11 protein-coding genes are annotated in these 14,468 nt (G+C 45.4%); 6 read left to right on the top strand and 5 right to left on the bottom strand.

Going from position 1 to position 14,468, the window contains the following annotated elements; genetic code table 11:
- Positions 1-31: 31 nt before the first annotated feature.
- Positions 32-1,075, bottom strand: a complete 1,044-nt coding sequence (locus HG1285_RS18815; protein ID WP_008287669.1) for a TIR domain-containing protein — start codon at positions 1,073-1,075, stop codon at positions 32-34.
- A 12-nt stretch (positions 1,076-1,087) separates the two neighbouring features.
- Positions 1,088-1,729: a hypothetical protein gene (locus tag HG1285_RS08495; protein WP_157560607.1), complete on the bottom strand. Its 642-nt coding sequence runs from the start codon at positions 1,727-1,729 to the stop codon at positions 1,088-1,090.
- 104 nt (positions 1,730-1,833) lie between these two features.
- Here HG1285_RS08495 and HG1285_RS08500 point away from each other — a divergent pair, with 104 nt between their 5' ends.
- From HG1285_RS08500 to HG1285_RS08520, 6 genes are all read left to right on the top strand, one after another.
- The gene (locus HG1285_RS08500; RefSeq protein WP_008287667.1) at positions 1,834-2,829 is read left to right on the top strand and encodes a hypothetical protein; all 996 of its coding nucleotides are present in this window, start codon (positions 1,834-1,836) and stop codon (positions 2,827-2,829) included.
- A 70-nt stretch (positions 2,830-2,899) separates the two neighbouring features.
- Positions 2,900-3,133 carry an AbrB/MazE/SpoVT family DNA-binding domain-containing protein gene (locus HG1285_RS08505; protein WP_008287666.1) on the top strand — a complete coding sequence of 78 codons (234 nt, stop codon included), beginning with the start codon at positions 2,900-2,902 and terminating at the stop codon, positions 3,131-3,133.
- Positions 3,134-3,532: a type II toxin-antitoxin system VapC family toxin gene (locus tag HG1285_RS08510; protein WP_008287665.1), complete on the top strand. Its 399-nt coding sequence runs from the start codon at positions 3,134-3,136 to the stop codon at positions 3,530-3,532. It abuts the gene before it with no gap.
- 147 nt (positions 3,533-3,679) lie between these two features.
- Positions 3,680-3,934, top strand: a complete 255-nt coding sequence (locus tag HG1285_RS08515; RefSeq protein ID WP_008287664.1) for a hypothetical protein — start codon at positions 3,680-3,682, stop codon at positions 3,932-3,934.
- Positions 3,927-4,049 (top strand): hypothetical protein, encoded by a 123-nt coding sequence (locus tag HG1285_RS20485; protein ID WP_008287663.1) that lies wholly within the window; start codon positions 3,927-3,929, stop codon positions 4,047-4,049. Before HG1285_RS08515 ends, HG1285_RS20485 begins: the two co-directional genes overlap by 8 nt.
- A 163-nt stretch (positions 4,050-4,212) precedes the next feature.
- Complete coding sequence (locus HG1285_RS08520; protein WP_008287661.1) at positions 4,213-5,154, top strand: site-specific integrase; 942 nt, start codon at positions 4,213-4,215, stop codon at positions 5,152-5,154.
- A 19-nt stretch (positions 5,155-5,173) separates the two neighbouring features.
- Here HG1285_RS08520 and HG1285_RS08525 read toward each other — a convergent pair whose 3' ends face one another.
- Genes HG1285_RS08525 through HG1285_RS08535 form a run of 3 tightly spaced genes read right to left on the bottom strand, consistent with a single transcriptional unit; the run spans position 5,174 to position 14,434 of the window.
- Entirely contained in the window at positions 5,174-8,155 is a 2,982-nt protein-coding gene (locus HG1285_RS08525) for a DEAD/DEAH box helicase family protein (RefSeq protein WP_008287658.1), read from the bottom strand.
- Positions 8,156-8,171: 16 nt separating this feature from the next.
- A complete protein-coding gene (locus HG1285_RS08530) occupies positions 8,172-11,741 on the bottom strand; it encodes a P-loop NTPase fold protein (RefSeq protein WP_157560606.1) in 3,570 nt (1,189 codons plus the stop codon).
- Positions 11,708-14,434, bottom strand: coding sequence for a site-specific DNA-methyltransferase (locus HG1285_RS08535; RefSeq protein ID WP_008287656.1), 2,727 nt, complete (start codon positions 14,432-14,434; stop codon positions 11,708-11,710). Before HG1285_RS08535 ends, HG1285_RS08530 begins: the two co-directional genes overlap by 34 nt.
- Between the last annotated feature and the right edge of the window lie 34 nt (positions 14,435-14,468).

Raw genomic sequence — 14,468 nt, 5'->3', positions numbered from 1 at the left:
AGGAAGGTAAAATTACCGCGAGCGTCCGGCTTTAGGTCTTCTCGAGCTTTAACTTATAAGCATTTGCCCATTCAACTATTTTCTCATCGCAGATATTATCCGTAGCAAACCAGTGGGCAATACCATCTGCATCTGTATAAGCTCCTCTCACATTATCTACATCTATAATTAACAGTCCCGCATAAATTCCACGCATGCCGGGCACTTCTCCGTAAATTATTACCTTCTTACCGTCTTTCTCCTCTCGGTAGTCAGAAAAGCATTTTTTGTAATTTTCAAACTTTCTTCCTAGCTTTAAATAAAGCTGTGTAAGCACCCGGTCTGTCACGTAATCAAATATGAAGAAGAAGTCTTTCTGCAATTTATAAATTCCGTTAAAGTAAGCACGCAATCCATGATAATCATTGCAATTGCTTTCTTGTAGCCGCAAAACATCTCCAATTTTGATAAAGTCAATACTACAGGATTTTTTCCTAAAAATGGCTCTGCCTTTATCAATGTATTCGGCAAACTCATTAGTAAGCTCACCAATATGAGCACCATGTACAACACTTAGATTGAAGAAAAATCCATTTTCAGTTACTTTATGAATAAAAAGGTGCCCATACACGGCATCACTATATGATTCTCTTTCCCAACGCCCCCACCATCTATTTACTTCTGCTATGCCATATTTTTCAGCAAACCGTTTGGCTATATCGAGCGGAGAAAGTTTGCGAGCATCAAGATATGCTATGGTTTTTGGCAGCCCGGGAATCTCCGTGTCATCAAACTTAACAGGTAGAATATATTCTCGCTTTTCTTTTAAAGCTCTTTCCTGGGCCGCCTTTCTTTCATGATTGGTCCAAACCTTTTTGGAGTAAGCCCCGGATACAAAAATAATTACATACCTTGCTTTCTTAGAGTAAATATCGTATAAATAGTCATATAAATTTTTACCCCACAGCTTTGATTCTTCAAATTCATCAAAGAATACTTTCAGGTTATAGTAGTCCTTAAGAGCTTTAGCCACTTCTCTCACGTACTCTCGTTGCTCTCCTGCAAATGAGAGTGCAACATCATACTCGTACTTCATCCCATATAAACTTTATCCGCATAAAGCAACTATAAAGTTCTTATCTTTTTGCCAAGAGTTGCCTTGAAAACAATGTGGAGGCCCGTATATGCCGGGCTCAGGATAGTTTTTAATGAGCCAATCTATAAACGCTCTTACCTTTGCTCCTGTGGTCTTAACTCCATAATATGTGCTGCCTTTTGGGACGCTGGGTTTAACCTCAGGAGGTACTTCAATAGAACATCGTCCGAAGAACCAGAAGTTGCAGGAGATTAAGACGTACTGGCCTTTTAAATCTTTTTGTTGTTCTTCCGGCTTGTTATGATAAGGGCTTCTTCTTTCAACTTTGGTTCCTTGATAGTATATGTTGTCCCCAACGGGATAAACTCGCCCTTTTCCTGCACTCGGTTTCTTGCCCTGAAATCTGGGATCTTTAAAATATTCATCAAAGGAGAGTTTATCTTCAACCTTCATAACATAAACAAGCTTTTCCATACCTACAGGACTGTCGCTGAGTTTTTTAGAATCAAACCCGCATATCCACTCACCTACTTTAGCCTTAAGACGTATCCCTGGTTTGCAGGTTGCTAAAGTTAAATAACCATGAAAAGGATTTGGGGCAAACCCGGTATCATCTGCCATTTTGTAGGTTCTTATAACTACCTCATTCCCCATTCCTAAAGGACTAATATAATCACACTACCAATCAGTGCGTAGTCTTGAAGGTAAATATATTTGTTGCAGTAAGCCGGCTTCTCTATATTAGTTATTAAGAACAAATGGGGAACTGGGAAGCAGATGTACTCCTGGCGGAGAAATTACTGGTAAACACTTTCCCTGACCTCTTCATAAAAGAGGAGGACTATCTGAAGTTGACTAATGGTATAGAAGTCTTCAACATATCAGCTTACGGAAATGTAGCAATAGTGGATAGAGACAGAGAGATGGTCTTCAGGGTAGGAGAACCGGTTGTGTTTAGGGATGTTCTGGAAGTTGCAGAAGGATACAGGTGGAAACCGCTTGTTAACAAGGTGTCTCCTGACGCATTTAAAGACGTTGAACTTGACCTTCTGCTGAGGGAAAGCGACATACCCCTTGTATTCAAGGATGTTTCCCTGTTTCCCTACACGGAAAACCCCGTGGAGTTCGACAGACTCAACAGTGAAGTCTGTCCGGACTCAAGATATCTGCTCGTGTGGGGATCGTACCTCGGTGAGGCTTTCTGGGTTTACTTTTCTTCCCTTGCACTTAGAAAGTGCGGTGTAATTACCGGGGAAAAGGGCCTGACCAACGCTGACCTCCACGGCTATTTCCTCAGGGATTATAGCCCTCCGATTGATTATCCGTACCAGTGGTCCCTCCTGATACTTATGGTGAAAGAATTAATAGTTGATATCCGACCCGTGTTCCACACATACGGTAAAAGTTCAGAAGCAGTTAGCACTTTCGCAGAGGAATTCAGCAGCAGGTTCAGGCTTGTGGATGCTGGTATAGTTGTCGAGGCGGAATCCACATCCTACCAGGCCAACAACCACTCTAAAGGAAGCGGGATAGGACAGCTAAAGGAGAAGTATCTCGGCTACGACTATCAGATAGGATTTGTGTCGGGTCCCGGATTGAGCAAAACTTCCCTGGTAAATGATGAGGCGGAACGTATAGGCGTTATAAGCTCAACACAAGAAGGGGAGCCTGTAATGTTGCTTCCCGAGATTCGGACCGCCAGGGATCTCATGTCACTCGCGGCAAAGGAGTTTATAAGCAGTTTCTTGAGCTGAATCCGGCCGGCTTTCAGCCTTGCCCTAAACAGAATACGTATATACTTTTTGTATATACGGAGGTGTGGATATGAAAACGGCAAAGGTCTTCAGGAGCGGTAACTCTATAGCGGTAAGGATACCTAAGGAGTTCGGGTTGAAGGAGGGTGAGGTTTACCTGAAAAAGGAAGACGGCACAATAGTTATAATACCGAAGGAAAGCAAGTGGGACAGGCTGTATAAGGAGCTTGAGAAAGTTCCGGAAGCGAGCGACTTTATGATGGAAAGAAATCAACCCGAGCTTCAGGAGAGGGAGATCTTCTAAATGCTCTATATGCTGGACACCGACACGTGCAGCTACATAATAAGGAACAGACCGCAACATGTAAAAGAGAAACTTGAAGAAGTAGAGAGGAACCACACTATAGGCCTATCCTCCGTGGTCGTCTCGGAGCTTTTCTACGGCGCCTACAAGAAGGGAAGCCGGAGGCTTGTAAGGCTTGTTGAGAGCTTCGTGGACTACTTTGAGATATACGACTACGACCTCAGGGCCGCCGTTGAGTACGGGAGGCTTAGGGCGGAGCTTGAGAGGAAGGGAATAACGATAGGAGCGTATGATCTGCAGATTGCCGCCCACGCCATCTCTTTAAACGCCGTTCTTGTAACGAACAACCTGAGAGAATTTGAGAGGATAAAAGGGCTCAAGGTAGAAAGCTGGGTTTGAACGAAGGTGCACTTGAATGCTAAATTGCAAATCCTTATACTTCAATAAGTTTGCATCTTCCAAATTTACAAATGCCTGTTGTTCAACACTTCACCTTTTTATCTAAAAAAGTTGAAGAATTTTTGCAGGGGTAGTATAATAGTTTGTATGAGCAGGGGAGAGGTGATAAAGGAAAGGATCAGGTTTCTGACTGAATATCTGAAAATTCTCTGGGTGGTATTGATAACGGCAAGTGGAGGTTCTGCAAGTCTCTTTATGAATCTTGACAGCTCTTTAAAAGCCCTCCTACTTCTTATAGGAGTGGTAGTCGTAGTAATAACCTCTTCCATGATAGGTGTGCTAACACTTGAAATTCTTGAATTATTTGAGAAATTAAAACAGGAGGTAGAAGATAATGAATGAAGTTCTCCAGGCTGTGGCTTTTATCGGTTTCATAGTTGCGAGTGCTGTTCTTCTTTGGAATTTCTACAGAATACTCAGAGCTTTTAGAGAACACAGCGAATGGACTAGCTTTTAAAGGCTTCAAGGGAAACTGAAGAGCTATGAAGGAACTTAAAGATATACTTGTGGCTTTCGGACTTGTGTTCATGGTAGGGTCTGTAGCCTACCTCCTGTGGACCATACGCACTTCCATAGAAAAAGAGAGAACCGCTAAGGGATAAGGGATTTCTGTATCAAACATGGATTGGTTAATAGACACCTACCTTGATGAACTCCGTAAAATAAGAGACCCTAAGACCGTAGAGACCAAAGAGCACCTACTTAAACACCTTACCGCTTATGCTGATGACCTTATAGACCTTGACAGGGGGGAGCTTATCAGGTTCTACGAGTCTCTTCAGAAAAAAGGGTTGAAAGAGTCCACCATAAGAGAGATCCTCAAGACGGTAAGACAGTTTTACCACTGGCTCAGGCAGAGGGGATATTCCATAGAGTTTGACTCCGAAGCCCTGAAAGACATCTACAGAGCTAAAAGAAGACAGGAAAAGAAAAAGAAGAAGTATTACTCAGATGAGGAACTTGAGCTGATACTCTCAGCCATCAGAGGAACTCTTGAGGGTTTTGATCCTAAACACCCTATCTACTACCTTCTTGTGATATTCCTTGTGTCTTCAGGTCTCAGGCTTTCCGAAGCTCTGAGTGTGAAAAGCAAGGATGTCAAAGTAAAGAAGGTTCTCACTTCAGAAGGAGGGGAGAAGGAGATATGGACTGTCCACGTGAGGGAAGGGAAGTTCGGCAAAGAGAGGGAAGCCCTTGTGCACTTCTTCCGCCCCGAGTGGAAAACTTTATGGGAGAAGTGGCTTGAGCGATTGAAACCCGATGACTTCGTGTTTACTTACACTATAAGGTATCCCAAAAGCACAAAGACTTTAGTCCTGAAGACTGACACAGCCAAGAGGTTCTTCTGGGAGCTGGAGAAGGAGCTAAAGGAGAAGGGGTATGAGATAGAGGTCAATGCTCACCGCTTCAGGAATACATACATCACCAAACTCGCCACTCTTGGCTTTCCCGTGAACCTGATAGCGGAGTGGGTAGGGCATTCAAAAATATCAACAACCATGGATATTTATATGGAGGCGGAGAAAGAGAAGATGCTGGAAACCATTATAGGAAAGTTTTAAGAAGAAGGGCGGTGACCAACTAGATTGAACCCAAGCAGGCTGGGATTGCATCCAGGGAATCGAACCAGCACTCCCGATAAGCTTCAGGAGCCCTATTTCTGTCTCGGGTATATAGAAGCAGGTGCACACGGACGGTCATATTCCTATAACCAAAAGTTCGTGATCTGCCAGCGTCATCCAGAAAGATTTCACGGAAACCGTCTACTTTATGCTGATAATCGGTCTGCTGCATTCCCTTCGGATCCACGAAGACGATAGCATACTCGTTACCCTTTTGCAGCCAGAAGATGAAATCGGGAAGGAACCTCCGGATACGGTTGCTCCGAGGGTCGTAGTAAGGGATATAGACTTCATCCAAAGTTTCGTCTATCTTACTGAAAGCCCACCAGTCCAGGGAAGCAAGGGCGTTGTCGGGCTGTTCGAGATACTGTTCTAATTTATTAAGGAACTCCACTTCACTGGGATGGCGGATCACATGCCGGATCCAGTCAATGCGCTCGTTTTCGGAAAGGAGTACTGGCAGGTAGTAGTGGCTGGCAATATGGCGAATCTGAAGCTGTTTTTCTTCGTGTTCAAAAAATTCCCGAGGACTTCGCCTACTCAGCTCATCATACCGCCGTCTAAACTCTTCTGGGGAAATTTGCCCTCTTTGTAAATCTTGTATCAGTTTGTCTTGTTCCTCTGTAGGATCTCGGTATGATTGAACCTGCTGGATTTTTTCCTTCAATTCGCTAATATCTTTCAGTAAGACTTTGATGTGCCGAAAGTGACAGATCTCGTTTTCCAGAGGCTTTAACCCGTCTGCTTCCAAGGGTATGACCTTGAAGTAGGAAAATAAACGGGAAAGCAAGATGCTCAGCTGTCCGTAGCGTCGGCCGTTGTAGGTGTTGAAGTAATCCTCTGGGCTATCCAGGCAGCGAGTAAGCAGGGTAATGTCCGATGGCGAGGCGCCGTGGCGACAGACCAGCAGGCGCGGGTCGCCCAAGTGGTCTACATACTGCCGGAGCAGGTTCAGCTCTTCTTGAGCAATCTCAAACTTGCGCGGTTTGCGATCCTCCAGAATCGTGTGGCCGGCCTCTCGGTAAACAGGAATGAGCAGTAGCCGCTTATCTATAGCATCGTCGTTCACTGCAAGCGCGATTTCGTGCTCGTCCTCCCGCCGCTTCTCCCGGTCCAGCTGCTGAATGACTGTCTGGAGGGTGTTACGGTTGGTACCGAATATGAAGAGGGTTTCCAGGACCGGGGCATGGTTTTTCAAAGCATCAAAAGTTGCCTGGTCTATTTCCCCCGCGTTGTAGAGGTAAAGGAGGCGCCGACGCTTACCGGATAGGGGTTCAATCCGCACTCCCCGGCCCACCGACTGGAGGATGAATTTCCTAGCCTCTGTACCGGTGCCAATGTTAATGTAGGTTATGACGTTGGGACGGTTGGAGTCCCATCCCTCGTAGAAGGTGCGGGAGCCCATGAGGATGTTGATGGGCGAATCGTTCTCGTTCAGACGCTGGAAGAAACCTTCGTCCTCGTAGCCCTCGATGACTTCGTAGCCTTCCAGTTCCGTCCTTAACCACTCGGAAATGTCGCCGATCCTAATTAGGGCAAAGGGCTCTTCGGCGCTCTTGAGCTTGAAAGCTATCTCCTGACGATTGGATGGCCTCAGGAGCACCTCGATCTCGCCAGGAGCAGGAGCGTTGTAGACCAGATATAGCAGTTCGGCAGGTGTGATGCTCTCAAACAGCTCCCGGTCAGCCCGGAACCGATCACCTTCGAATAGCAATTCCGGACCTTCGTCCAGTTCGGCCCAGAGTTCCTCGCGAGCCTGCTTCCACACGCTTTCATCTATCTTCCCCTGACCGATGCGCTCCAGCTCGCGGAAGAAGAGTTTGAGATCCGCATCTTCCGTGTTTACTGAGTTGACCAGGGTTAGCATGAGGGGCCGGTGGTAAGCTGGTACATCAAGCGGCAGAGCCTCCTGCGCCTTGCGGACGTAGGCAAGCATCAGCAGGGCCTTGAGCACGACGCGCTGCTTCTCTGCACCGGTGTAGTCTTCTTTGTCCCGGAAGGTGCGGTTTTCCTGCTTGAGAATAACGATGTGTTTACCGTAACCGGCCCGCACGAACTCGGAAAGGTTGAAGTTATAGACGGTGGTCAGGATGTCCCGAGGATCGGTGAAGGTAGCCGAGAAATTAAAGAGAAAACCATTTCTGGATAGGATACTGTAGATATGCTGGCGCTTGGACTCTTCCTTGTCTCCTTTGTGGGCCTCGTCTAAAAGCACATACCAGCGTCCGTTGTTCTCGTAGTTGCGAAAGTCCACGATGCGCTCTTTCTGCTCATCAGAGAGATTGTCAGCGCGGTAGAAGAACACCGTGATTTCGTGCTCGCCCACCAAGGGCAGGGACATGTACTGGTGCTCAGGGTAAGCCTTGAGGTCTTCTAAGTGGATGCGAAAGTCCGTGCTGCCGGAATTGAATTCCTCCACGTGGGCTTTGAGCTGGTCCAGCAGATCGTCACGGGCGGTAAGCACCAGAACAGGGTGCTCAGGAATCTCCCCACGTAGCATGAGGCGCCAGAGGAGTTCAATCAGTTTGATAAGCACCAGGCTCTTGCCGCTGCCTGTGGCCATCCAGAAGCTCATGCGGTTGATGAAATGGCGGTAGGGGATCCGTTCGTCTTCCACAGGGTAGTATTCCTCCAACAGGGCGCGCACGTCCCTTTTCAGGTTCCGGAGGGAAATGTCTAAGTTCTCCTCCAGGCCGTTGTCCCGATACCATTGCCAAAGGTGTGTCTTGCGTTCCTCGTTCGTTGCTTCTGATTCACCTTCTGTGAAATCGCGAAAATCCTCATAGTACTTCCATAAGGCCTTGAGGGCGAACTCAAGCGCCTGCTGTTGATAGTCCCACAGGTACTTTTTGGACGAAAAGGTCACCAGGTCGTAATCCTGCCAGGCAGGGGGTAGATCAGCAAAGGGGAGGTCGGTTAGGATATCCTGTAAAGTACGCATCCTTCTGCCTCCGTGTTTATTTCACATCATCATTGTCTTTATTTTGAGATTGCCCAAACTTGGAATTTAGCAAAGGTTCAAGTTCAAAGCCTATTGCTCGTGCAATTTCTTTTAAATGTTCCCTAACTTTTTCATCTTCTGCTTCTTTCCATGCACGCTGAATTTCTTCACGAAAGACATTCTGAGTTTCTTTGGGGCAACTCGTATAGATTTTCGTGTTACTTAAGGCTTGCTTGATCCAGCTTAGCTCTTCCATGTCCCAACGTTCAAGAATTTCTTTAAACCAATGCCTTACTACATCGTCTGATTTCTCCTCTATTATTTCAGGCTTCTGTAGCAGTTGGTTACCATAGAGCTTTAAGAGTGTCTTTCCATTTTTATCAGAATGTTTGATTAGTTCATCCCTCAGATTCCTTAGGAATGTTTTTTTATAATCTTCCTCTAATGCTTCAAAAACTTTGTCCCATTGATCTACAAACTCCTCAGGATAAGCTTCCTCTTCTAAGACCAGCTTTGCATGTTCAAGCAGAGCATCTTGAAATTCACCAGACAATTTAACCGCTACTCCCTTCTGAGTAAGCGTAACCACCAACTTCACAAGTTGACTCTCTTTAACTAATTCGTCTTTCCATTTTTCTTTTGGAATTTCTTGGAGATTTTTAATCAAAAATTCCTTAAACTCTTCGAAACCCCCCTGACCTTCACCGTTTTCCAAGGCAAGTACATAAAGATCAGCCAATTCCTCCAAAAATCCTTGTTTTACCAGTTCAAAAAGAAAGTCGTTCTCTTCAATTAATTGACGAACAAGAGACTGCAGATTTTCCTCGCCCAGTATCCCACCCAAGATCTTATAGTGTTCCATAACAGCTTCAGAAGAAAGAAAGTTAGTTATTTCACCTTGTTCAAGCACCTTTCGCAGTACCCGTGCTATAATAGGCCGGCTCCTTCCTGTACCGCTTTGAAGGAGCACATTACCCTTGTCAAATGTACGAGCTTGTTTAGCGAGTTCTTCAATCACTTCCATTTCTTCGGCAGGATTATTTAGGAGTTGCTGATACACGTTGTTCCCTGTTGAAGCTTGCCCTGGCGTAGCCGAAAATTGTCCTGTGGGAACATGCTCTAAAATGGGAAGCAAACATAGAGCAAGGGCTTCGTGATCCTGCCGATTATCTGCGTGATATAAATGATGCAATAAATGACCTTGGTTACTTAATCCCTTCAAAGCATCATTTGCTTGCTGAATGCCGCTCTTATCCAGATAAAGTAGGGCCTTTAAACATCCTTTTAACTCCGGAGGCTCAAGGGTATTCTGGGCATTTAAACGGCGCTGAAGGGCTTGAATCAATGGAAGCCAATTCCAATCCTGTCGGATTAATGTCAATAATCCGATAGCACACCCATAAGCATCAATAAATTTGCCTCCTTGACATAGAGCTACTAGCTGCTGAACCACTTCATGTAATTCAACGCTGGGAACGAAATACTCCGCCAACTTTTGATTATCAGATGGACTTTCAGTGAGCGAGCGCATGACCTCTACATAAAACTCTGCATCACCAAGGATCTGGAATTCCTCAAGAAGGTCGTTATGTTCAGATTGCTGAATTTCACGGATCACATAGAGCAAACCAGCAGTCCAATCTTCGACGAGCTCTATATCTGTCTCTGCTGAAGTTTCCTCTTTTTTTACTAAAGTACCAGGAACCGAGATATTTTTAAGAATAGATTCAGCTAGCGTTCTGTAATCTTCCCCTGAATTCTGGAGAATTATTACGAGTCCATTGCCTACATCTTTATTAAGATCTGACCATTTAGCTTTTTGGGCCCCTTCAATTAAATGCTTCCATATTTGTTTCCACTCTTCTGCCTCAACCTGTTCCAGTCCTTGTAATGCTAAAGCAGCTTTGGCAAGAAGTGGAGGTTCCTTTTGAATCCATTCGGGTAATTCCTCAAAAATTTCCTTTTCAAGAACAGTAAGGAAGGCACTACGTTCCACTTTTGCTTGGAGCTTCTTGAGTTCCTCATGGTTTCCAGAACGGAGAGCTTTTCTAACTTCATCGCCAACCAAAACCTGCATAGCTTTATCAGGGTCTACATTAAAGTGAAGTGCTGCTAAATATTCTTGAAGTCTGGCCTCTTCTTTGAAGAGTGGTTCGAGATCCTTGATTAGTTCGTTTTTATTCAAAAGAACAGCTTCAACCCCCCTTTCTTCTATTCGTTTAGATACCTCAAGAACATACAAAGCTTGAACAGGTAAAGGGATCTTATCCTGCCAGATGCGATGGTAAGAGCCAACTTGATTGATAAAGTGCTTTATCTCCCGTGGAGTAGGAGGGCGATGTCTACAGACCCGTTTACTTTCAAAAATACGATATAAGGCATATAAGTCCTCTTCGTGGTGTTTAAAGTGCTCAGGAAATGCCTTTTGTAGTTGCTCTCTAAAAAATGTCTTCCAATGCGACATCAAAGGTAAAGGAACACAAAACTTGGCCTGGAAAGTCTTATCCACAAAATCCTTCGCTAAGGAATTTTTTGTATGGACTGATTCTCCTTGGTCTTTTCCAGACTCCATAGAGGAATGATGCTCTTCAATTTTTCCCCAAAGCCGTGAGGGAGTGTTTGGGGCAAAAGGAACTAAGAGCCAGAGTTTTTCTAACCACTTAGGCTTTGTACTACCAAATTCAAAAAAGGTTCGCATTGTAGCCCATAATGAAAAGGCTTCATCGGTGCTAACACGATCAAGGTTGTCAACAACAATAACGAGCTTCTTATCAGAATTTTCTAAAGCATTATCCATTATTTTTGTGAATACTTCTTGGAATTCCACTGATGTGGGATCGGGAGTTTCAAACTCTTCTCTCCTTTCTTCTGTAATAGTCCCTTTAATCAGCGCAAATGAATTCATATTATTCTCATCATTGAAAAACCATTTACGACAATGGTAACATACTTTACAAACACTCCAGATAATTCCTAAAGCAATAAGCGGAAGTAGAGATAGGATAATACCTGCGCAGAAAGATATATCTTTCGCAATTATGAGGGCTTTGTCTTTCAATAGCGAATTCGATAGTAATACCAATCCAATAGGTACAAACATGGAGGAAAACATCGTAATAATTCCTGCTCTGGTAAGACGCGGGAAATATTTGGTTGTTCTTTCTCTATATCTTTTATCAATTTTTGCTTCTTCTTTATCCCAGTTTAGTTCTTTGCTGTTTTTTAGCCAAGCCTTTCCTTTAAGATGTCTAATTAATTGTTTAAGAAACGATCTACGCAAAGGATCTCCATGGTGTCCCCAAGCGTCAAAAATAAAAAGAGTTATGTTTTTGTTTTTATCAAGCTCTTTATCCAATAGCTTTACAACTGTTGATTTCCCACTCCCCCATGGTCCAATAAGGGCGATAGCTTTTCCTCCTTTTTCAGTTTCAATAAGGCCGGCAATTGCCTTCGCTACCAGCTGGTGAGAACCAAATGCGTCATGCTCCGCTGGGAGATCATCCAGAAGATATGTCGGGCAATCAACATGCGTAGAGTTTTTCATGAATTCCTCTACCACCATATTAAAGGCTTCACCAGCTCCCACGGTGGGTTCTGCAGGTCCACCGCGGGACCATCTTCAAACTCCACCGTGCCCGGCTTAGTAGGATCATCTTCAGCCGGACGGATGCGGCGGATCCATTTTCCTGTGAGGCACGAAAGAGTCTCAGCCAGATCAATGTCCGGATAGAGTCTGGAAAGGTCCACGCGGATTTCGTTCTTATCCATGTCTACTTCCATCACCTTCTCGCCGGTTTCTGCGTTGTCCAGCATCTTGGGGTCGCGCAGGAAGGCGTATTGGGTGTAGGGGTCGTCCTGGAAGAAAAGGGGCGCGTCGTTATCCTGATAGTGGGCTTTGCGCAGAACCTCTTCGTATTGCTCCAGGCGGAAGTATTTGACGAAGTGGCTAATTCCCTTGCCGTCCGATTGAGCCTTACCATCCTTCCATTTGTCTGAGAAGATCACTTTCTTGATACGAGGGAGCAGAACGGTATTGAAGTAATCGGCCATTTCTACAAGTATGTACTTCCGCTTCCCACCATCTTCTCGGTTCAGATTGATGACCGCGTGGGCTGTGGTGCCCGAGCCGGCGAAGAAGTCGAGGACGAAGGCGTTATCTGAATTGCCTGAACTAACCCTTATGCAATCCATAACAAGATTAACGGCCTTGGGGTAGCTGAATATACCGTGATATCCAAAAAGGTCTTTTAATCCCCTTGTTCCGTAGTCGGTTGCTGAATATTCGGGGCGATCCCACCATGTAGATGGAGTTATCCCTTCAGGCATTCGCGATTTAATGTAAAGTGTTAATTGTCCAAAACGGTCATAATCAACTTTAACCTCATTCCGACTTGCCATTAACCTTTCAGGTGTCCATTTCCAACGACGAGGCTGTCCGTGTTCGTCAGTTGGCCAGACAACAACTTCATCAGGATTAGGTTCTTCGAGAATTTCCCACACCTTGTTTTTCTCGCACCATCGCATCCTAGGTATTCTCCAGGTTCGTCCAGTTTTGTTAATATAGATAGGATAGTACATACGCGGAGCTTCTTCCTTAAGACCTCCATGTTTCCTAAAATTGACCCACTCGAAAGCTCCCTTTTCGTCTTGCTCGCGATACCGAGCGATCTGATTTTCGTTCCTTTGTAGTTTACCTACTACTACTTTTTCTGACTTTGCAAAAAAAACAGCATACTCGTGGCTTACTGAAACACCCTTGGGAGTTGATCTACCAGCAGGATTACTTCTTATCACACATGTTGCAACCTCTTCAGAGAAATAAAGTCCCAGAATTTCTTTCAATCTAATTACTTCATTGTCATCTATTGATACACAGATGATCCCATCGTGACACAAAAAATCTTTGGCTAATGCAAGCCTGTTATCCATAAGAGACATCCATGAAGAATGCTTATACTGGTTGACGTAGTCTATTTCCGTAGATTCAGAGTTATATGGCGGATCTATATATACACATCTCACTTTCTCCCGAAATTTCGGCAGCATCGTGTTCAACGCTTGGTAGTTCTCACTGTGCACAAGCCAGCCGTCCAGCTCCTGGTCCAAATGGTCAAAGAGTGTAAGAACGGTCATCTCCAGGTCGGGAAAGTGCTTTGTATCAATGGGCAAATATTGATAGTGTTCGTGGAGGCGCTTACCTTTTTCCACCCACACCTGCTCCGGCGAGAAGTCCTCCCCCACCATGCCCAATTCCCGCCACTCCTGCACCTGGGCTTCCATACCTGGATGGGAAAGGAGGCGATCCAGGACCTCTATCCCTCCTTCCTGTACCGCGATGCGGTCCAGTGTAATCACATAGTGGCTCCCAAGAACAAACTTGGGCTTATTCCAGATCTTCACCAGCTCGTCCTCAAACTGGGCAATGAAATCGATGATTTTGTAGGCAATATCCTTGAGTACCTGCAGTTGCCGGATACGCTTTTCCGTCCAGACCGTACCTCTCCGTTCCTCTGGCTCGAAGACATACTGATACAGCCAGAGGTTGAACTGCTCCCGAAGGAACTTGCGGGCGTCCTTGTTGATGAAGTAGTCCACCTCGCTCTGACGCTCGAAGAGGCGAAAGGCACGCTCCAGGGTTTCCTCTGAGGGCACGTCAGAAGTGTATCGGTTCAACCCTATGGCGTCTTTGATAGCCCGGCGGATGTTGGCAATATTGGTCTTGCGTCCCCGCTCTGAATAATTTACAGTGAAAACCAGCGTGCCGTCTTCACGCCGCTCCTTGAAGTCGTACACCAGCAATCGTTTTTCGTTGGCCCGCTTGTGCTCTAAGGTGGAGACGTCGAAGAAGAACCTGAAGCCGTCCACCTCCACAGCCATGCTCCGGAAGAGGCGATCGGTCTTGACGTAATAAAGCATGTGGGTCTTCCAAAAAAGAGCCACGTCCTGGTCGTCTGTGTAGACCTTCTCGTAAACGTGCTCGTGAGGCGGGGTAAAGCGAAAGTAGATGGAGCCCGATTCTGAGAAGTAACGGCGGAAGAAGGTGTAGAGACGATCAAAAAGCTCCTCACGAAAATGCTGGATTTCTTCGTCAGACAGGCTGAATTCCCTTTTGAAGTTGTCCAGCAATATCTCAATATCCTCCCGGAGCCTGGGGAATATACCTTTCTCGTAATAACTCGACTTGATACGCATAAGGTTGACGAAACCCGATTCCCCCTCTACCTTAGCACCGACAAACACATCCCGAAGGGCCGAGAAGAACAGCTTTTCTCTGTCCATCTAACTTCCCCCAGCACTCAATTTCCAGCAATTC

It is taken from the genome of Hydrogenivirga sp. 128-5-R1-1, assembly GCF_000171895.1.
Note: the sequence above shows the minus strand (reverse complement) of the source record. Positions and strands in the feature narration are given on the sequence as shown.

What these genes read in the sequence shown, in the direction of transcription:
- HG1285_RS08535 (WP_008287656.1), bottom strand. Translation starts at nt 14,434, where the DNA reads ATGGACAGAGAAAAGCTGTTCTTCTCGGCCCTTCGGGATGTGTTTGTC.
- HG1285_RS08525 (WP_008287658.1), bottom strand. Translation starts at nt 8,155, where the DNA reads ATGCGTACTTTACAGGATATCCTAACCGACCTCCCCTTTGCTGATCTA.
- HG1285_RS08505 (WP_008287666.1), top strand. Translation starts at nt 2,900, where the DNA reads ATGAAAACGGCAAAGGTCTTCAGGAGCGGTAACTCTATAGCGGTAAGG.
- HG1285_RS20485 (WP_008287663.1), top strand. Translation starts at nt 3,927, where the DNA reads ATGAATGAAGTTCTCCAGGCTGTGGCTTTTATCGGTTTCATAGTTGCG.
- HG1285_RS08515 (WP_008287664.1), top strand. Translation starts at nt 3,680, where the DNA reads ATGAGCAGGGGAGAGGTGATAAAGGAAAGGATCAGGTTTCTGACTGAA.
- HG1285_RS08500 (WP_008287667.1), top strand. Translation starts at nt 1,834, where the DNA reads ATGGGGAACTGGGAAGCAGATGTACTCCTGGCGGAGAAATTACTGGTA.
- HG1285_RS08520 (WP_008287661.1), top strand. Translation starts at nt 4,213, where the DNA reads ATGGATTGGTTAATAGACACCTACCTTGATGAACTCCGTAAAATAAGA.
- HG1285_RS08495 (WP_157560607.1), bottom strand. Translation starts at nt 1,729, where the DNA reads ATGGGGAATGAGGTAGTTATAAGAACCTACAAAATGGCAGATGATACC.
- HG1285_RS08510 (WP_008287665.1), top strand. Translation starts at nt 3,134, where the DNA reads ATGCTCTATATGCTGGACACCGACACGTGCAGCTACATAATAAGGAAC.
- HG1285_RS18815 (WP_008287669.1), bottom strand. Translation starts at nt 1,075, where the DNA reads ATGAAGTACGAGTATGATGTTGCACTCTCATTTGCAGGAGAGCAACGA.